The sequence below is a fragment of the Planktotalea sp. genome (genome assembly GCF_965659345.1).
In the GTDB taxonomy this organism is placed as follows: Bacteria; Pseudomonadota; Alphaproteobacteria; order Rhodobacterales; family Rhodobacteraceae; genus Planktotalea.
Window position 1 is genome coordinate 43,157 of sequence record NZ_CBFHVK010000005.1, and the last position, 18,133, is coordinate 61,289.

Annotated in this window: 18 protein-coding genes; 13 read left to right on the forward strand and 5 right to left on the reverse strand. The window is 52.7% G+C overall.

Annotated elements, in window-relative coordinates:
• Positions 1 to 24: 24 nt before the first annotated feature.
• Genes ACTG3Z_RS04910 through ACTG3Z_RS04930 form a run of 5 tightly spaced genes read left to right on the forward strand, consistent with a single transcriptional unit; the run spans position 25 to position 7,026 of the window.
• Positions 25 to 2,463 carry an FAD-dependent oxidoreductase gene (locus ACTG3Z_RS04910; RefSeq protein ID WP_439141611.1) on the forward strand — a complete coding sequence of 813 codons (2,439 nt, stop codon included), beginning with the start codon at positions 25 to 27 and terminating at the stop codon, positions 2,461 to 2,463.
• A complete protein-coding gene (locus ACTG3Z_RS04915; protein ID WP_439141613.1) occupies positions 2,460 to 3,542 on the forward strand; it encodes an alcohol dehydrogenase family protein in 1,083 nt (360 codons plus the stop codon). The genes ACTG3Z_RS04910 and ACTG3Z_RS04915 overlap by 4 nt, the downstream gene beginning before the upstream one ends.
• Positions 3,539 to 4,645, forward strand: a complete 1,107-nt coding sequence (locus ACTG3Z_RS04920; RefSeq protein ID WP_439141614.1) for a mandelate racemase/muconate lactonizing enzyme family protein — start codon at positions 3,539 to 3,541, stop codon at positions 4,643 to 4,645. Before ACTG3Z_RS04915 ends, ACTG3Z_RS04920 begins: the two co-directional genes overlap by 4 nt.
• A complete protein-coding gene (locus ACTG3Z_RS04925) occupies positions 4,642 to 5,745 on the forward strand; it encodes a mandelate racemase/muconate lactonizing enzyme family protein (RefSeq protein ID WP_439141615.1) in 1,104 nt (367 codons plus the stop codon). Before ACTG3Z_RS04920 ends, ACTG3Z_RS04925 begins: the two co-directional genes overlap by 4 nt.
• A gap of 3 nt (positions 5,746 to 5,748) precedes the next feature.
• On the forward strand, positions 5,749 to 7,026 hold the full coding sequence (locus tag ACTG3Z_RS04930) for an aspartate aminotransferase family protein (RefSeq protein ID WP_439141616.1): 1,278 nt from the start codon (positions 5,749 to 5,751) through the stop codon (positions 7,024 to 7,026).
• Between the two features lie 14 nt (positions 7,027 to 7,040).
• On the opposite strand, the gene ACTG3Z_RS04935 is transcribed toward ACTG3Z_RS04930, so the two are convergent.
• Positions 7,041 to 7,322 (reverse strand): hypothetical protein, encoded by a 282-nt coding sequence (locus tag ACTG3Z_RS04935; protein WP_439141834.1) that lies wholly within the window; start codon positions 7,320 to 7,322, stop codon positions 7,041 to 7,043.
• Here ACTG3Z_RS04935 and ACTG3Z_RS04940 point away from each other — a divergent pair.
• The 8 genes from ACTG3Z_RS04940 to ACTG3Z_RS04975 all read left to right on the forward strand — a co-directional run bounded on the left by ACTG3Z_RS04940 (position 7,213) and on the right by ACTG3Z_RS04975 (position 12,987).
• Complete coding sequence (locus ACTG3Z_RS04940) at positions 7,213 to 8,073, forward strand: DMT family transporter (protein ID WP_439141826.1); 861 nt, start codon at positions 7,213 to 7,215, stop codon at positions 8,071 to 8,073. The genes ACTG3Z_RS04935 and ACTG3Z_RS04940 overlap by 110 nt on opposite strands.
• 121 nt (positions 8,074 to 8,194) lie before the next feature.
• Complete coding sequence (locus ACTG3Z_RS04945) at positions 8,195 to 8,806, forward strand: ribonuclease D (protein WP_439141618.1); 612 nt, start codon at positions 8,195 to 8,197, stop codon at positions 8,804 to 8,806.
• Positions 8,806 to 9,768 (forward strand): KpsF/GutQ family sugar-phosphate isomerase, encoded by a 963-nt coding sequence (locus tag ACTG3Z_RS04950; RefSeq protein WP_439141619.1) that lies wholly within the window; start codon positions 8,806 to 8,808, stop codon positions 9,766 to 9,768. The genes ACTG3Z_RS04945 and ACTG3Z_RS04950 overlap by 1 nt, the downstream gene beginning before the upstream one ends.
• A 3-nt stretch (positions 9,769 to 9,771) precedes the next feature.
• Entirely contained in the window at positions 9,772 to 10,383 is a 612-nt protein-coding gene (gene lptC, locus ACTG3Z_RS04955) for an LPS export ABC transporter periplasmic protein LptC (protein WP_439141620.1), read from the forward strand.
• A 60-nt stretch (positions 10,384 to 10,443) separates the two neighbouring features.
• Complete coding sequence (locus ACTG3Z_RS04960) at positions 10,444 to 10,923, forward strand: LptA/OstA family protein (protein WP_439141622.1); 480 nt, start codon at positions 10,444 to 10,446, stop codon at positions 10,921 to 10,923.
• Positions 10,923 to 11,681, forward strand: a complete 759-nt coding sequence (gene lptB / locus ACTG3Z_RS04965; protein WP_439141623.1) for an LPS export ABC transporter ATP-binding protein — start codon at positions 10,923 to 10,925, stop codon at positions 11,679 to 11,681. The genes ACTG3Z_RS04960 and lptB overlap by 1 nt, the downstream gene beginning before the upstream one ends.
• A gap of 230 nt (positions 11,682 to 11,911) precedes the next feature.
• Entirely contained in the window at positions 11,912 to 12,478 is a 567-nt protein-coding gene (hpf, locus tag ACTG3Z_RS04970; RefSeq protein ID WP_439141625.1) for a ribosome hibernation-promoting factor, HPF/YfiA family, read from the forward strand.
• A gap of 41 nt (positions 12,479 to 12,519) precedes the next feature.
• Positions 12,520 to 12,987, forward strand: a complete 468-nt coding sequence (locus tag ACTG3Z_RS04975; RefSeq protein ID WP_439141626.1) for a PTS sugar transporter subunit IIA — start codon at positions 12,520 to 12,522, stop codon at positions 12,985 to 12,987.
• Between the two features lie 79 nt (positions 12,988 to 13,066).
• Here the strand turns inward: ACTG3Z_RS04975 and ACTG3Z_RS04980 are convergent, their stop codons facing one another.
• From ACTG3Z_RS04980 to ACTG3Z_RS04995, 4 genes are read right to left on the reverse strand one after another with little or no spacing between them, the layout of a single operon-like run.
• Positions 13,067 to 13,987 (reverse strand): aminotransferase class IV, encoded by a 921-nt coding sequence (locus ACTG3Z_RS04980; RefSeq protein ID WP_439141627.1) that lies wholly within the window; start codon positions 13,985 to 13,987, stop codon positions 13,067 to 13,069.
• Between the two features lie 5 nt (positions 13,988 to 13,992).
• Entirely contained in the window at positions 13,993 to 15,423 is a 1,431-nt protein-coding gene (locus tag ACTG3Z_RS04985) for a nodulation protein NodH (RefSeq protein ID WP_439141628.1), read from the reverse strand.
• A 3-nt stretch (positions 15,424 to 15,426) separates the two neighbouring features.
• Entirely contained in the window at positions 15,427 to 17,124 is a 1,698-nt protein-coding gene (locus ACTG3Z_RS04990; protein ID WP_439141630.1) for a DUF5927 domain-containing protein, read from the reverse strand.
• On the reverse strand, positions 17,121 to 18,131 hold the full coding sequence (locus ACTG3Z_RS04995; protein WP_439141632.1) for a glycosyltransferase family 2 protein: 1,011 nt from the start codon (positions 18,129 to 18,131) through the stop codon (positions 17,121 to 17,123). Before ACTG3Z_RS04995 ends, ACTG3Z_RS04990 begins: the two co-directional genes overlap by 4 nt.
• Positions 18,132 to 18,133 lie beyond the last annotated feature (2 nt).

Consider the following 18,133-nt stretch of genomic DNA (forward strand, 5'->3'; position numbering starts at 1 on the left):
ACGACTCATAAAGGAATGTTTCCCGTGGCCACTGAATTTCCAACCACCGCGCGCGTTGTCATCGTTGGGGGTGGCGTTATGGGTGTCGGACTTGCGTACCATCTTGGCCATGAAGGCTGGGGCGATGATACGGTTCTACTCGAAAAGGCAGAGCTGACCTCGGGCAGCACTTGGCATGCTGCGGGACAGATCACGCATTCCACGTCCAGCTTCGGATTAGGCAAATGTGTAGATTACAATATCGGTCTGTACTCGGGCGGGCTTGAGGCCGAAACGGGCCAACCTGTCACGTGGCATGGCTGTGGCTCGTTCCGCTTGGCTTATACCGAGGATGAGATGGACTGGCTGCGCCACACGCTTTCCGTTGGCCGCGCACTCGGGTTCAATATCGAGCTGGTTGGCCCTGAAAAGGTCGCTGAACTACATCCCTTTTATAATCTCGAGGGCGTGATCGGTGCGCTTCATACGCCAGATGACGGCCACGTCGATCCGACTAACGTCACCATGGCGATGGCCACCGGCGCTCGTCAAAAGGGCGTAAAGATCATCCGCCAATGTCGTGCCACGAACATCACGCAGCTTCCCTCCGGTGAGTGGCAGGTGGAGACTGAAAAAGGCACAATTACTTGCGAACATGTTGTTAATGCGGGCGGCACCTATGCGCGCCAAATGGGCGAATGGTCTGGACTGCAATTGCCCATGACGTCGATGACGCATCACTACTTTGTCACAGAACCTGTGCCTGAATTCGAAGCGCTCGACACAGAACTGCCCGTAATCCGCGATGACAAGAAGGTGTCCGGCTACATCCGGATGGAGCAGAAACGCGGTCTCATAGGGATTTACGAAAAGGAAAATCCGAATTCCGTTTGGCACGATCATTGCCCATGGGATTATGAGAATTGGCTCTTTGATGCAGATTACGACCGCGTCATGCCCTACCTTGAAGAAAGCCTGAACCGCATGCCCATCTTCGCTGAGCTTGGCATCCAGCGCGAAGTCCACGGCGCTATCTCTCATCCGCCGGACGGCAATCCGCTTATCGGCCCAGCGCCAGGCGTGCAAAATTACTGGTGCTGCTGTGGCACGCAAATCGGCATTGGCTGGGGGCCGGGCCTGACGCGCGAACTCGCGCGGTGGATGGTCCATGGTGCGGCGGATATTTCGATGCGCGATTACGACCCACGTCGCTTTGGCAGCTACGCCACGAAAGAGTGGCAAGTCGTGAAGGCAGAGGAAGATTACTGCCTGCGCCACGAGATTCCATTCCCCCATTTCAACCGTTTGGCAGGGCGTCCAATCAAGCCATCACCACTATACGAATTTCTGAAATCCAAGGGTGCGGTGCATGAAGAAGTCTATGGTTTTGAGCGACCGCGCTTCTTTGCAAAAGACGGCGTCGCCCAAGAAGATCACTATGGCTTCAACCGCACAGTGGTCGAGAACATGATAGCGACAGAAGTGAAAGCCGTGCGCGAAAACGTAGGGCTCATGGATGTCACCGCCTTCACCAAAGTGCTTGTATCCGGCCCTGACGCCTATGCACTTTTGGATCGCCTGACTGCTAATCGGATGCCACAAAAGACGGGCTCGATCACTCTTACCCATATGCTGAACCGCAAAGGTCGGATCGAGCTTGAGACAACCATCGTGCGCATGGACGATGATCAGTTTTACCTTGTCTGTGCAGCCTTCTTTGAACAGCGTTTGCTCGATCACGTCAACCATCAGCGCAAAGATGAAGACGTCAGTATCTCCGCGCTCTCGGCTGAGTGGTCCGCGCTCTCGCTCAATGGCCCGCGCGCGCGTGATGTGTTGAGCACTTGCACCGATGCAGACCTGAGTAACGCAGGCTTCCGTTGGCTGTCCGCGCAACAGATCACTGTCGCAGGGCATAAAATCTGGGCGTTTCGGATGTCTTACGCGGGTGAACTGGGCTGGGAATTCCACATGCCAAACGCTGCATGTCTCGAAGTCTACAACGCACTTTGGGCCGCTGGCGAAGCACACAACATTGCAGACTATGGCTCCTTTGCGATGAATGTGATGCGGATGGAGAAGGGCTTTAAGGGCGCTGGCGAATTGACCAATGAAGTCACGCTGGCAGAAGCAGATGTGCTGCGCTTTGCGCGCACCGACAAGGACTACTTGGGACGGGACAAGACCCTCAATACGGATCTGCCATGGGTCTGCGCCTATCTGGAGATTGAACCAGATGGCAAAGCTGATGGGCACGGTGGTGAAGCAGTGATGATGGATGGCACTGTTGTTGGATCCACCGCCTCTGTCGCCAATGGCCCCACCGTCGGTAAGATACTAGCCTTCGCCTACATCAAACCCGAGGCTGCAGTTGCTGGCACGGTGCTCGACGTAATCATTCACGGAGAGCCACGCGCAGCGAAGGTCTTGAGCGAACCTGCTTATGACCCTGCAAGCGTCAAACCAAGAACGGATGCTGCATGACACTTCCCAAAACAATGCGAGCGATGGTCACGATGGGGCACGGCGACCTTGATCAAATGGTGTTGCACCCCGATTGGCCACGCCCTGAGCCTGCAGCGGGCGAAGTGCTTATCCGTGTCGGCGCATGTGGCCTCAACAACACCGATGTAAACACGCGCTCAGGCTGGTATTCGAAGACGGTCACTGATGCGACGACAGGCGGCGCGTTCGAAGAGGTTGGCGCGGAAGACCCGACATGGGGCGGCGCACCAATCGTTTTCCCGCGGATCCAAGGCGCAGATGTATGTGGCGAAATCGTCGCTGTTGGCGAAGGTGTTGATGCTGCGCGCATTGGTGAACGGGTGATCACTGACGGTTGGTTGCGCGATGCAGACGCTCCGACAGATATGAATAAAACCGGCTATTTTGGATCCGAGCGTGACGGTGGTTTTGCTGAATACAGCACGACGCTTGCCGCCAGCGCACTTGCCATCACATCAGAACTGTCTGATGCCGAACTTGCTACCTTTTCGTGCTCATACTCCACTGCTGAGGGTATGCTGACCCGCGCGCAAGTGACATCGGCAGATACAGTTCTGATCCCCGGTGCTTCGGGTGGTGTTGGCGGTGCTTTGGTGCAACTCGCCAAGCGGCGCGGCGCGCGCGTGATCGCCATGGCATCGGAGGCGAAACACCGAGAGGTTGCCGCGTTTGGTCCTGATCTGCTTCTGTCGCGTGCGCCCAATGATCTGCGCGCGACCTTAGGCGAAGAGAAGATCACTGTTGTGGCGGATGTTGTTGGCGGTCCCTACTGGGCGACACTTATCGATGTCCTTGAGCGCGGTGGGCGCTACACATGTTCCGGCGCGATTGCGGGACCGATGGTCGAACTCGATCTGCGTACGTTTTACTTACGTGATCTTACCTTCACAGGCTCGACCGTAATAGCACCTGAAGTCATGCCAAATCTGATCCGCTACATCGAAAACGGTGAAATCAAACCAGCATTAGCCGCTACATATCCTTTAGATCAACTGCGTGAAGCCCAGACCGCGTTTATCGCGAAAAAGCACACCGGCAATATTGTGGTCACCCCATGAAAATCACACGCATTTCAGTCTACCAAGTAAACTTACCGCTCGAACATCCTTATTGGCTTTCTGGCGGACGTCTCAAGTTTGAAAATCTTGATGCGACTCTGGTGAAGATAGAGACGGACGCAGGCATCACCGGTTGGGGCGAAGGCACCCCATGGGGTCACACATATGTACCCGCCCATGGCCCTGGAATTCGCGCAGGAATTGAAACGATGGCACCCTTTATCATGGGCCTCGATCCGCGCCGCGTGCTTGATGTGGAACGGGCGATGGACCTCGCCCTGCCCGGTCATCTCTATGCCAAAAGCCCTATTGATATGGCCTGCTGGGATATCGCTGGGCAAGCTGCTGGCATGCCAATTGCCGATCTTATGGGTGGAGGATCACGTACACCGCGCCCGATTGCATCGTCTGTTGGTGCGAAGACGGTTGAAGAAACGCGTGCTGTGATTGATCGCTACCGCCAGCGCGGCTACATCGCGCACTCCGTCAAGATTGGCGGCGATGTGGCGCGCGACATTGCCCGCGTGCACGATGTGGAAGACATCCGCCGTGACGGCGAAATCGTCCTTTATGACGTCAATCGTGGCTGGACACGGCAGCAGGCCTTGAGGGTTATGTATGCGACCCAAGACCTAAATGTGATGTTCGAACAGCCTTGCGAAACATTAGATGATATCGCGGCAATCAGCGGCAAACATGCTGCGCCTGTTTCGGTTGATGAAAGCCTCGTAACCTTGCAAGACGCTGCGCGTATCGCACGTGATGGTCTGGCAGAGGTGTTCGGGATCAAGCTCAATCGCGTCGGTGGTCTTACCAAAGCCGCACGCATGCGCGACATAGCTTTGGCCCACGGCATTGATATGTTCGTGATGGCGACGGGGGGATCTGTGCTCGCCGACACGGAAGCGCTGCATCTTGCAGCAACAATCCCTGACGCCAACTGCCACGCTGTTTGGGCCTGCCAAGATATGCTGACCGTCGATATCGCAGGTGGGCGTGGCCCGCGCAACGTCGATGGACATCTACACTTGCCAGAAACCCCCGGACTAGGCGTGCATCCTGATGAAAACGCCCTGGGCGATCCAGTTGCGCTCTACCCATGAAAGTTAATCGCATTACGCTTTGGTCTGTCGATCTAACCAGCCATGAAACCTACTACATGGCCGAGGGCAAAACCTGTGCGACTGTGAAGTCCCATGTGCTCTGTTTAGAAACAGACACAGGGCTCAAAGGTTGGGGTGAAGTCTGCCCGATCCCGCATTACTTGCCTGCCTTCGCAGACGGCGTGCCCAGCGCAATCGCTGAAATGGCCCCCGAGATCCTCGGGATCACACCAACGGGGATCGACGCGCCAATGCGCAAGCTTGACGCTTTCCTGCAAGGGCATCTGCATGCAAAGTCCATCATCGATATGGCGCTTTGGGATCTTTACGGCAAAGTCACAAACCTCCCCCTTTATCAACTTTTGGGCGGACGTACGCGACGAGATATGCCGCTTTATCATTCAATCACTTGCATTGATCCTGATGAAATGGCCCGCATCGCGCGTGAAGCTTACCGCACTGGTATCCGTCAGTTCCAAGCCAAGCTTGGCGCGGATGCAGATTGGCAGACTGACGCAGAACGCTTGATCAAAGTGCGCGAAGCAGTGGGTGACGGACCGCTGGTTTATGGCGATTGGAATTGTGGAGCGAGCAAGCTTCACGCCACGCGCACAGGGCGCGCGGTGGCTCACCTTGACATCATGTTAGAGCAGCCTTGTAAAACGCTGGAGGACTGCGCTGCCGTACGCCAAGCCACAGGTCTGCCGATGAAGATTGATGAAGGAGCGCATGATCTGGCGTCCTTGATGCGCGCGCATGAACTGGGTGTACTTGATGCTGTCGCGCTCAAACTGTCCAAATTCGGTGGCCTCTCCGCAATGCGCCGTGCGCGCGATCTAACTGTTCATCTGGGCGCAGAAATTTGCGCTGAATGCACATGGGGCTCTGACATTGTCACCGCTGCCTCGCTTCATTTCGCCGCCTCGACCCCGCGTGGATCATTGCTGAATACCTGTGATCTATCGGGCTATGTCGCGCCGCGTATCGCGCCGGATTGCCCTACCCGCAAAGACGGGCGCATTGCGCCGCCCGAGGGGGCTGGCCTTGGCGTGACCCCCGATCTCGACACCCTTGGAACCCCACTTTTTGAACTGGCCTGACACATGCAAAAACTCACCTCTCAATCAGACTGGATCGCCCGCGCAAACGAGGTTCTGCCCGCAGGTGGCTTTGGTAATTTTGACCCCGGTATTGTAATCGCGCGCGGCGAAGGCAGTCACGTTTGGGATGAGGATGGCAACGAATATATCGACTACCTGATTGGGTCTGGGCCAATGCTTTTGGGACACGGTCATCCGGAGGTTATGGAAGCGGTACTAGAACAACTACCCAAAGGCATGACTTTTTTTGCCAACAACGCCAAAGGCATCGAGTTGGCAGAAGCGATCGTTGATGCTGTCCCCTGTTGTGAGCAAGTCCGCTTTGTGGCCTCAGGCGGCGAAGCAGTTATGTACGCCATTCGACTGGCGCGCGCCTACACCGGGCGCAACAAGATCCTTAAGTTTGAAGGCGGATATCACGGTATGAGCGCTGAAGCGCAGATGAGCCTGGCGCCCGCAACGCATGTAAATTTCCCTCAAGCCGTCCCTGATAGTGCGGGCATCCCGCAAGGCGTGGCTGATCAGATGTTGATTGCCCCTTACAATGATTTGGCAGCCGTCGAAGCGCTATTGAATGAACACAATGACATTGCAGCCATCATTGCCGAACCTCTGCAAAGGATCATTCCTGCTGCACTGGGCTATCTGCAGGGGCTACGCGATTTGTGTGACAAACACAGCGTGCTCTTAATCTTTGATGAAATCGTCACTGGATTTCGGTTGGCCTATGGCGGTGCACAAGAGCGCTATGGTGTGACACCTGATATTTGCACCTTGGGCAAAATCATTGGCGGAGGTTTCCCGCTTGCCGCGCTGGGTGCCAGCGCTGAAATCATGCAGCATTTTGATAAGGCTATCGTTGGTTCGGACAAATGGCTCATGCAGCTTGGGACTTTATCTGGCAATCCTGTCGCAGCGGTCGCAGGCCTTAAGACGATGGAGGTTTTGCGCCGTCCGGGCAATTATGACACGCTACGCTCTATTGGCAAAACACTTCAAGACATGCAAAGCGATGCCCTAACCAAGATTGGCGTACCGCATAAGATTTGCGGTGACGAAACGCTATTCGATATATTTTTTACTGACTCTTCGTGCAGGGACTATCGTTCAGCAAAACATGATGATCCGGCCAAAAACGCCGCTTACAACGCGACGCTGCGAAAACATGGTATCTTTAAATCACCCGGAAAGCTCTATCCATCTCTCGCGATTAGCAAAGCCGATCTGGAGCAAACACGTGAAGCTGTTTTGACGGCTGTCCAGTCAACTTTTGTAGATTGAAAGCACCGCGTAAATTAAACCGAACGGCCAAAGACAACAGCGCGGGCCGTTTGCGAAAAGAAGATGGACGCTGGTTTCGCAATGGACTTATGTGGGCGCATGTCTAATGCGTCACTCACACCCTCTTCTACAGACCGTACCTTAACCGGCGTCGCCTTGATGTTAGGGTTTTGTCTGACGGCGCCCTTGCTGGATGTTGCCGCTAAACTGGCGTCTGAAAGCATACCAGTCGGGCAAATTACCGCCGCACGCTTTGTCGTACAATGCGTGCTCATGGCACCCTTCATTTTGATCATGAACCTCTCTTTGAAGGTTGCGCGCAGTGAATGGGTCGCTTTGCTCGCGCGCGCCGTATGCCTGCTTTTGGCAACATTTTGCTTTATCGCTGCGATCCGTGTGATGCCACTTGCGGATGCACTTGCGATTGTCTTTGTAGCGCCCTTTATTGTCCTGCTCGTTGGGAAGTTTTACCTAGACGAGGATGTTGGGCCACGACGTGTTGGCGCGGCTCTTGTCGGGTTCGTTGGCGTTCTGTTCGTCATCCAACCGAGTTTCGCAGCATTCGGCGCTGTCGCGCTTTTGCCACTCTGCACGGCTGTCGCTTTTGCATTTTACATTCTTGTAACGCGCGGACTGTCGCGCAAAGTTCATCCGGTCACTTTGCAATTTTATACGGGCCTCGTAGCGAGCGTGTTTTGCTTACCTATTGTAGCCTTTGCGGTTGGCACAGGCTCTGATCTATTTGATCCCGTTTGGCCGACCGGCATTGCGTGGGTATGGCTTTTCGGCGTCGGGTTCTTCGCGACGATTAGCCATATGATGATGACATACGCTTTATCGCTCGCACCCTCAGCAACGCTGGCACCGCTGCAGTATTTCGAACTCCCCGTTGCAACCTTGTTCGGCTATTTCGTGTTCTCAGATTTCCCGAATACGCTAAGCTTGATAGGCATAGGTATAATCATCGGTGCAGGTCTATACATGATACACCGCGAAAGGGTCACAGCGCGTGCATTGATGACCGAACGCGCGGCACCCCCGGTTTAAGTCAACACTCGATTACATCTGGTTCTAAGCGTCGTTCAATGCGATAGGCACGCAGCACATGAGATTGGTAGTCATTGGTGTTCCTTGACGTTATTCTATGTGCGAAACGATTGGATCTGAAATGGCAAACACGCTGTATCAAAACGACCTTCCCAATGATTTGGACCTTGGTCCGGTCGTCGCTATTGATTGTGAGACCATGGGTCTGCACCCACATCGTGACAGGCTTTGCGTTATTCAGATGTCAGGCGGCGACGGAAATGCACATCTTGTTCAGGTCGCAAAGGGCCAGACAGACGCTCCTAATCTGTGCAAAATGCTCACGGATCCTAATGTGCTAAAGATTTTTCATTATGGTCGTTTTGACATTGCCGCGATGCAGAACGCATTTGGCGCTGTTACAGCGCCTGTTTATTGCACCAAAATCGCAAGCAAGCTGGTGCGCACTTACACGGACCGTCATGGTCTTAAGAACCTTTTGCAAGAATTGTTGAGCGTGGACATCTCCAAGCAGCAGCAATCCAGCGATTGGGGTGCTGCTAAACTTACGAAAGCACAAATAGATTACGCGGCAAGCGACGTTCTCTATCTTCATCGTCTGCGCACAGAGCTGAACAAACGCCTGATCCGCGAAGATCGTATGGCAATTGCGCAGGCGTGTTTCGATTTTCTTCCCATGCGCGCAAACCTCGACCTTGTAGGTTGGGCCGAACAGGACATCTTCTCTCACTAATGGCTGATACATCAAAATTCCTCGACGCCGCGCGGCGTGTGATCCGCATCGAAGCCGACGCTTTAACGCTTTTAGCGGATGGCATTGGCGATCCTTTTGGCGATGCTGTTCAAATGATCCTTGATGCGCCAGGTCGCATTATCGTTTGCGGCATGGGCAAATCGGGTCACGTTGCGCGCAAGATCGCTGCGACATTTGCCTCCACTGGGACACCTGCGCATTTCGTGCACCCCGCCGAAGCGAGCCATGGTGATCTGGGTATGATGACGAAAGGTGATGTGGCTCTGGTCCTATCCAATTCGGGCGAAACACCCGAACTGGCAGATGTGATTGCGCATACCCGCCGCTTTGGTATCCCAATGATCGGCGTAGCGAGCAACGCAACCTCTACACTGCTCACGCAGTCTGATGTTGCGATTGTCCTGCCCCCCGCCAAGGAAGCCTGTGGCACTGGCGTCGTACCCACGACCTCGACAACAATGACGCTTGCACTCGGCGACGCAATGGCTGTCGCTTTGATGGAGTACCGCGATTTTACGCCCGCGAATTTTCGCGACTTTCATCCGGGTGGAAAGCTGGGTGCGCGTCTGTCGAAAGTGCGTGATTTGATGCACAAAGGTGATGCATTGCCTCTGGTTCACCCCACCACCCATATGGGTGATGTCTTGCTTGAAATCTCTCGAAAGGGATTTGGCGTTGTTGGTGTTGTTGATACCGACACAAAGTTGCTAGGCATCATTACCGATGGTGATTTACGTCGCCATATGGATGGCTTGCTCGATCTTGATGCAGATGCAGTTCAAACAGTTGGGCCAACCACGATCCTTGCTGATGCACTCGCCGAAGAGGCATTGGGCATTATGAACGCTCGCAAGATTACCTGTCTTTTTGTGACAGACGCCAATGGCCGCGTCGAAGGCTTTTTGCATATCCACGACTGCTTGCGCGCTGGATTGAGTTAAAGCATGGCGTTTGGTGATCACGCATACACGCGCATTGTGCGCGGATTAAAGGTCACGCTGCCACTGGTCGCACTTGTGCTTTTATCGACCATGTTTCTGATCTCGCGCAAAGTGGATCCGACGGCTGCTATTGCCTTATCCGATCAAGCATTTCGTGATCGGATTAGTGGCTCACAGCTCAGCGACCCGCAATATGATGGCAACACCAACACTGGCAAAAGCATGACAGTAACCGCGCAATCTGCGCGTCCTGATCCTGACGTTGACGGCAAAACCTACGGCCAAGTTGTCAACGCTGTTATCAATCTCGACAGTGGTGAAGTGATGACGATCACTGCCGACACCGGAATTGTCGATGAAGAGCAAGATCTCGCTGTGCTCAGCGGAAATGTGCATCTTATCACAACAGATGGCTATGATTTCAAAACTAGCCAGCTCACATCACTATTGTCAAAGATAGAAGGCGAATCCGCAGGCCAAGTTACCGGATTTGGCCCAACTGGCACGCTGCGAGCCGGCAAAATGTTCGTCAAATCCGATGAAGCCACTGGAAAAGTAGAATTGCTTTTTACTCAAGGTGTACATTTAGTGTATAAGAAACAAAAAGATGAGTAGGCAAACACCGTGCAATTGATCCAAACCCTCTTGATGTCTTGTTTTCTAAGCCTCGGTTTTATGAGCTCACTCGCCTTGGCCCAAGATACAGACGCACAAGAAGGCACGACAATTGCATTCGGCGATCGCCAACAAGACACCAGCGCGCCGATTGATGTAACCTCCAAACAGCTCGCGATTGATGAGGAAAGCAACACTGCTTTATTCACAGGGGACGTTGTCGTCATCCAAGACACCATGACGCTTTATGCCCCGTGGGTGAAGGTTTTCTACAATGATGAGCAAAGCGACATCCAAAGCATGAAAGCTACAGGTGGCGTTACAATCATTCAGAACGAAGAAGCCGCCGAAGCGGAAGAAGCGGATTATGATCTTCAGAATGAAGTCATGGTAATGACTGGCGATGTGCTCGTGACGCAAAAACTGAGCGCAATTGCGTCTGACAAGATGACGATAAAGCTCGATGACGGCACCGCTTTGATGACAGGCCGCGTTAAAACTCTACTGCGCACTGGTGGGTCCAGTCAGGAAGACAACTGATGAGCCGTCCTGATCTTACAGTGACTGAAGGCAGCTCAGGCCTGCGCATCGACAATTTGCGCAAGAGCTATAAGAAGAAGGTCGTTATTCGCGACGTGTCCATGAAGCTTGAGCGCGGCGAAGTTATTGCGCTGCTTGGGCCTAACGGGTCTGGCAAAACCACTAGTTTTTACGCCATTGCAGGACTTGTTTACCCCGAGGGCGGCACCGTTTCCATTGATGGCCGCGATGTGACGAACCTGCCGATGTATCGCCGCGCGAAACTTGGCATTGGCTATCTACCGCAAGAAATGTCTATTTTTCGTGGGATGAGCGTCGAAGACAACATCGCCTCAATCCTCGATATTTCGCAAAAGAACCGTCAGAAGCGGCGTGAGCGTTTGGAAGAATTGCTTTCTGAATTCTCCATTGAACATCTACGAAGTGCCCCAGCACTTGCCCTATCTGGTGGCGAACGCCGCCGTGTGGAAATCGCACGTTGCTTAGCCGCGAATCCCAAATATTTGCTCTTGGATGAACCCTTTGCTGGCGTTGATCCGATCTCTGTCGGGGATATCCGCCACCTTGTTGCTGATTTGAAGAAACGTGGTATCGGTGTGTTGATCACAGATCACAACGTGCGGGAAACGTTAGAAATTGTCGATCGCGCTTACATTTTACACGATGGACAAGTTCTTATGTCGGGTACGCCCGATGAAGTCGTGCAAAACGAAAACGTGCGCCGTGTCTATCTTGGTGAAAATTTCAAAATCTCCTGAAAATGTTTTGCACTTTGTTGTGGGTAACCCTCGGAATTGATTGACAGACGCTGCTGCTTTGTCGTCAGATGTAGGCATGACGTTTTGCATGATCGCGCATGTCCCTCAGAACTTTACCCTTAGCGGGGCTGATACTGCTCAATCTACGAAACGTTTATTCCCTGCCCGCCAACCCTAACAATAGGACCGTGCGTTTTCGCGCGATGGCATAAATATATGAAGGAGACAGGATGCGTTACCAAATCAGTGGCAAACAGATCGATATCGGCGAAGCGCTGCAAACTCACGTCAAAACTGAATTAGGCGAAATTCTAGAGAAATATGCTCAGCGTCCAACAGGTGCAAATGTCATCTTTTCTAAAGACGCCCATGAATTTGTTTGCGAAGCAACAGTCCATCTATCAACAGGGTTAACCGCTACTGCGCGCGCCCATGCTACTGAGATCTATGCTGCTTTCGACGGTTGCGGCGAGAAAATGGATAAACAGCTCAGGCGTTATAAGCGCCGCCTCAAGGATCACCATAAAGACCGTACAGACCCAGTTGAATTAATTGGCGCTTCCTCTTATATCCTCGAACGTGAACACGAAGATTCGGATTCAGAGCCGGCCACTTTGCAACCTGTAATCGTCGCTGAGATGGAGACAAATATACCGTCTCTTTCAGTCGGTGAAGCTGTAATGCAAATGGAACTCGGCAACGCTCCGGTTCTTGTGTTTAAAAATGACGGTAATAAGAGCGTGAATGTGGTATATCGTCGAGATGACGGAAATATCGGCTGGATCGATCCTAAATAACAGAGCACTGCCTGTGGGTAGCTGCGGCGAGGCACAGGCAGATGAACATCGTGAGGCTTCTCAGACCTGAAGCGGTAAAATCCGTTTCTACCGTTTCGAGCAAGAAGATGCTTTTGCACGCTCTGGGCGACTTATCCGCAAACGTTCATGATCTTGACCAAGAAACGATCGTTCGTGCATTGCAAGAACGTGAAACTCTGGGGCCAACAGGTGTTGGCCACGGTGTTGCTTTGCCCCATGCGCGTATTGCTGGATTGAACGAGGTGAAAGCAGTGTTCATCCGTCTGGAAAAGCCGATTGATTTCAACGCAGTTGACCGTCAGCCTGTAGATCTTTTCTTTTGCTTGCTGGCCCCTGAAAATGCAGGCGTCGAACATTTGAAAGCGCTCGCGCTCGTATCGCGTACAATGCGTGATGCATCGATTTGCGCAAAATTGCGCGCGAACAATGAGCCAGAAACCTTGCATGCGATCATAGCTGAAACCCAGCGAGTGAATCAGGCTGCTTAAGGGCGCTGTAAATTTAGCCTAAAAATCCAGAATGAACGCGGGGTTTGCATATGCCTTTCAGCCTGTATGAAACGCCCGTTTACTGGGCTGTATGTACCTCAACCAGTTCTTTATAAAGTGTTCTAATCCGCGCCGTAACAGGACGGCTGCCATTGCCAATGAGCTTACCGTCGATTTCACCCACAGGGGTTTGTGCGCCGAAGGTTCCCGTTAAAAACGCCTCATCTGCGCCATATGCATCAACAAGTGAATAATTACGCTCATGCACTTCAATGTCGTTGACACGGCATAGATCAATCACCTTCTGCCGCGTCACGCCATTCATGCAATAGTCACCCGTGGAGGTCCAAACAGCCCCCTTACGGACTATGAAAAAGTTACACGCATTCGTCGTGTTCACGAAGCCATGTGGATCGAGCATCAAACCTTCATCGGCTCCGGCTTGCTCTGCCTGAAGACAGGCAATCACGCAATTCAGTTTGGAATGGCTGTTGTATTTCGCATCCTGTGAAATCGGTAAACCACGCACTTGCGGCACTGTTGCAAGACGAATGCCTTTGCTTTGCAACGCTTGCGCAGGCTTAGAATGCTCCATGATAATCACCATGGTCGGCCCCGTGCGACTGAGTGACGGGTGCTGAAACGGTTTCACCTTCACCCCCCGTGTGAGCATTAAACGGCAATGCACATCATTGGTCATTCCATTGGAAGCCGCTGTCTTCTCCAACGCCTCCATGATACCCGCGCGGTCCATGCCAACCTCTAGCGACACAGCCTTGCAGCTTTCAAAAAAGCGATCCATGTGTTCATCGAAAAAGGCCCATGTCCCATTATAAAGGCGCATGCCTTCCCACATACCATCGCCAAGCATAAAGCCACTGTCGTACACCGACACTTTCGCATCATCGCGGTGTACAAGGTCACCGTTCACATAGATCTTGATATCGCGATTGCGCGCATCTTCTTCCGCGTCATGGGTGGTTTGGGTATCCGAAACCATCTGCATCAGCCCCAGCTTTCGAAGCCGAACATCAGATAGTCGCGCTGATACGCGTCCTGCACAGCGCTTTCGACCTCTGCGTCGTAAATATCGGATAAGGTGAAAAACATCGGCGCGTGCGGGTCTAAATCTGGCGCTGGCGCTGTCTCGCACCCGGCCGAAAGTGCAAGAATAGGTAGCATTTCGCTCAACTGATCTTCTCGTAAAACCATATCCGGTAACGCAAACTCCGCCATATTCGCGATGGCCTGTGACTGGCTACACCAATGAGCATCAACACGGATAGATGTTTGACCGGAGAGGTTCATCTTAATAAATTGCGCGAAAGCAATAAACGCCTCACGATGCGCCGCAAGGTCCCAGTTGTCATTCGGTTCTTGGCCTGGAATCGGTAGCTTGTGAAACCGGCGCAATGTGTTGCGAATCTTGTTAAAGCTACCGGGACCTGTAGTCAGGATTTTTCGACAAAAAGCGTCGTGCAAACGAAGCGCAGGATGGCGCAAAACGGTAAACGTGCGATGACCTGCATGATCACGTTTCCAATTGCGCAATGACTTCTGGTTAAAGCCAGTTTGCAACGCGTCAAGCGGGGCACCGTCCAAAGCCGCAAGCCAGTTTTGAACGACCGCCTCAGGACCTGAGCGGATCGGCATGTAAAGCAGCGGTGCATCTTTGGCAGCTATGTAGCTTGGCACAACTGGCCCGCGACGTGGCTCAAAATTCGGCGTGCGCGCAAGGTTAAACCGATCCAGCCGCGCCAAGCCTGCATCCAGCTCATCAGGGTTCGCAACCTTGTCTTCCAACGCGACCGGGTTCTGCGGTTTGAGTGAATCATCAAGCCCTTCAAGACGACCGCCAACCCCAAGGAAACGTGCGAGCCCGTTCATCACATCAAGGTTCTGTAAATCCTCATACGCAACATAAAACGCAGTCTGACCTTCGGCCTGCATTCGATTGAGCAGCGTTACTTGGAAGGCTTGCAACGCTTCAACGTGCATTTCAAATTCTGCAGGATTGAATGTCGCCTTAGCGTCACGTCGGCGTTTGACGTTGGTCAACTTCCACTGTCCGGTTTCCTGCGCGATCTTCCAAGACACATAACTTTCTAACGGATTACGTGTCAGAATAATCTTGGCGCAGCGCGGATCATTCAGCGCAATGTCCAAGACACGTGGATCATGATCATGAAAATACCGAAACCCACCAAAGCCGTCAGAATACTTCTTAATCGTTTCGATCAACTGTTCAGGGCTGTTTTCACGCATCTCACGGGTAACGCCCAGAATATCCGTTTTATTAGGGTAGCCAATGAAGTGGGGGTTGAATGCCTCACCGTGGCACGTGACGCCATCAATCGCGTTCAAGTTTGCTTCGAGAAAATTTGAGCCTGTACGCATTTCTGCAAAGACGATGAAATAATCGAATGCGTCAGTCATATATTACTTCACCAAATAAGGTTTGCGCGCCTTTTTCACAGGCGACACAGGTTCGTCATGGATCGGGAAATCACCCATCAAATGTGGATGCATTCCTTGGTTCTTGAGATTCTGGAGGAACTGACCAAAGCCCGTTAAATCTGCCATTTTCGGCGCTTCAGACAACCGTCTTTGCGGTGCATTGCCAATCTCGTCAATGATTGTTTGCAACGGCTCCATCGGGCTTTCGATAAACTCAGCCATTGTCCAAATACGGATACGTGCCTTGGCGTAGGGGTTGCGCAGCTTGTAGAGGAATTTGTTTTCAATCTTCTGCAAACGCGCAGCTTCGCGGCGCAGATCAGAGAAGTTCTGATTGGCCGTAAACAGTGGAACCGCCCACGCGCCAGTAATGACAGAGATCTGCGCATTAGGATCGTTGCTCAGTTTCCAGCAAATGTCTTGCGAATCCATCGGCCCAAATTGGAAACACTGACGCTCCCCCCGTGTATTCCAAATGAGATTTGTCAGAAACGCTGCACCATTGTAATCGCGCAGTTCTGGCGCATCGCTCAGGCCTCCATTGATTACACTTTGATGAGACGAAAACTCCGCACGTTCAGGTGCAAAAAGATGTCCATGCACTTGCGTCCCGGTTGCCTTGGCAAGCCAAGGTTCGAAATCTTCAAACAGCTCTGCAAATCCTTGAAACACCGAATAAGCCGAGCATGTCAGGCCATTTTCCCAGCCTTCATTCGGGAAGCGAGAGTGCATGACCAGACCCGCACGCCCGCGTGTGCGCCGTTCGACGGCCTTTGCAAAAATGCGATCAATCTTGCCGGGGTTAGGCTCAGCGCGCTTCATGGCGCTTTCATCATCCGTCAAAAACGCTTCATAGACGCGATCAGCATGAGGCCAAATTTTGCGCGCAACAAAGCAATCGGAACGGCGTAAAAGCTGGAGGTGATCATCATAGAAGATGTGCGGCTTACCTTGGAAATCGAATTTCGACAACGTAAGTGAACGGCTTTCTATATTAGAAGAATACTGGCGCGCTAAAGTTTGAAAATAGCTTTCGTCTGGAATCCAAACTTTGCGAAAATAGCGATCATATTTTGGACGCTCTGGGTCTTCCAAAATCGCGGAAAGGGTTTGTCGGGTCAGGCACCACCACTGCGACCCCATATGCGGCACGAGCCCTTTTGGGATGCGTCGTTTCAGTCCGACAGCACGCTGAAATGCAACGTACTTATCAAACAGGCGCCGTTGGGTTTTCCATGAGAACGGAAAACGCAGGGTAAAACGCTCGATATCAAGTCCACCAACTGTCCAAGGCACATCAGAGGTCGTGGCCGACTCAATGAAGTCCGTGCGCGGGCGCGCATCAAGATATTCTTTCAACTCGCTAATTGGGCGCAAAGGCAGGCACGAACCAGATGCCAGAAAAATGTGACGCACATCTGCAAAACTGTGCAGCAACGCTTCAGCCGCAGCTTGGGTCGCGGCAGTAATGCCCCAACCACCCCATTCACAATAGTGACGCTTGGAAAACTTGATCAACGGTTCATCGCGGATAGAGTTCTGAAATTCACGATAGGTTTTATTGTCGACCTTCTTATCGACATGGATCACCACGGGACAGTTTGCAGCCGCCCAGTGACGCGCGACTTGCTCCGCACGCCCAAGCGCTGTGTGCACCAACATGATGATCCCGACGCTCACGCCCAGTTGCCCTTGGACATGAGACCCAGAATTTCGAGCTGTCGCCAGTTAATATACTTCTCGGACCACTTGCACCACAGATCAGGGTTCTCCGCGAGCCGCTCAGCGTAAGCCTTGTACTCAACGCTCGCAGAATAGTGCTGCTTGCGCTCCAGCTCTTCCTGCGCCTTCTCAGAGAACGTGTTTAGGAACTTCGTGTGCAGCAAAACCCCCGACGCCTTTTCACCGCCCCACTCGTCGTAAACAAGGTTCAGTCCACGTGGCAAAAGGCTGTGGGTCGAGCTGACGTAAGTGTATCGCCGATCCCACTTCACCAGCGGAATTTTGTTCAAAGCTGGTGCTTTTTCGGGGGCATCGGGGAAGAAGACGCGTGCGCGCGGCCCCCCTTGAATCCATAGATTGCCAAGCTTCTTGTTCTTTTCAATCGTGTAGTTACCGGAATCAAACCAACAGGCAATATCCATCGGATTTTGACCGGGCAAATAGGTTTCCGCATCAATACGGCCTTTTGGATACATATCCAAAAGCATAGCACTGAACGACTTGATAGAAGACGCATCAAGCCAGTCTGTCAGTGCGCGAATTGGGCGTGTGTCACAGAACGGGAAAAGGAAAAACTCGTCAGGATCGACCGTAAGACACCAGTGTCCATGCGCATACCGCAGTTGCAACCAGTTGAGCCAATCAACGCCATAACGCGACCGTTTATAGCCATTCTGCGTATGCCACACAGACACGTCAGGCTGCTCAGAGAGGTATTCAAGCCCACCATCATTGCTGTCGTTATCCACAATGAAAAAGTGGTTCACGCCAAGATCGCGATAGTATTTCAGGAAATATGGCAAGCGCACATGTTCATTGCGCATGGTCGAAAACAGAAAAATGTCGCCACGCTTAATCTGGCGCGTACGGTTGCGGATAGGTTCCAATTCGCGACGCTTTCGGATCGCACGAATGCGCCAACGCTTGCGTTGCAATCGAAGCCTATATGACTTGACGATACCCACGT

Excerpts from the sequence above, each read along its gene's own strand:
- ACTG3Z_RS04915 (WP_439141613.1), top strand. The coding sequence starts at position 2,460 with ATGACACTTCCCAAAACAATGCGAGCGATGGTCACGATGGGGCACGGC.
- ACTG3Z_RS04920 (WP_439141614.1), top strand. The coding sequence starts at position 3,539 with ATGAAAATCACACGCATTTCAGTCTACCAAGTAAACTTACCGCTCGAA.
- ACTG3Z_RS04925 (WP_439141615.1), top strand. The coding sequence starts at position 4,642 with ATGAAAGTTAATCGCATTACGCTTTGGTCTGTCGATCTAACCAGCCAT.
- ACTG3Z_RS04930 (WP_439141616.1), top strand. The coding sequence starts at position 5,749 with ATGCAAAAACTCACCTCTCAATCAGACTGGATCGCCCGCGCAAACGAG.
- ACTG3Z_RS04935 (WP_439141834.1), bottom strand. The coding sequence starts at position 7,322 with ATGATCAAAATGAAGGGTGCCATGAGCACGCATTGTACGACAAAGCGT.
- ACTG3Z_RS04945 (WP_439141618.1), top strand. The coding sequence starts at position 8,195 with ATGGCAAACACGCTGTATCAAAACGACCTTCCCAATGATTTGGACCTT.
- ACTG3Z_RS04950 (WP_439141619.1), top strand. The coding sequence starts at position 8,806 with ATGGCTGATACATCAAAATTCCTCGACGCCGCGCGGCGTGTGATCCGC.
- lptC (WP_439141620.1), top strand. The coding sequence starts at position 9,772 with ATGGCGTTTGGTGATCACGCATACACGCGCATTGTGCGCGGATTAAAG.
- ACTG3Z_RS04960 (WP_439141622.1), top strand. The coding sequence starts at position 10,444 with ATGAGCTCACTCGCCTTGGCCCAAGATACAGACGCACAAGAAGGCACG.
- lptB (WP_439141623.1), top strand. The coding sequence starts at position 10,923 with ATGAGCCGTCCTGATCTTACAGTGACTGAAGGCAGCTCAGGCCTGCGC.
- hpf (WP_439141625.1), top strand. The coding sequence starts at position 11,912 with ATGCGTTACCAAATCAGTGGCAAACAGATCGATATCGGCGAAGCGCTG.
- ACTG3Z_RS04975 (WP_439141626.1), top strand. The coding sequence starts at position 12,520 with ATGAACATCGTGAGGCTTCTCAGACCTGAAGCGGTAAAATCCGTTTCT.
- ACTG3Z_RS04980 (WP_439141627.1), bottom strand. The coding sequence starts at position 13,987 with ATGGTTTCGGATACCCAAACCACCCATGACGCGGAAGAAGATGCGCGC.
- ACTG3Z_RS04985 (WP_439141628.1), bottom strand. The coding sequence starts at position 15,423 with ATGACTGACGCATTCGATTATTTCATCGTCTTTGCAGAAATGCGTACA.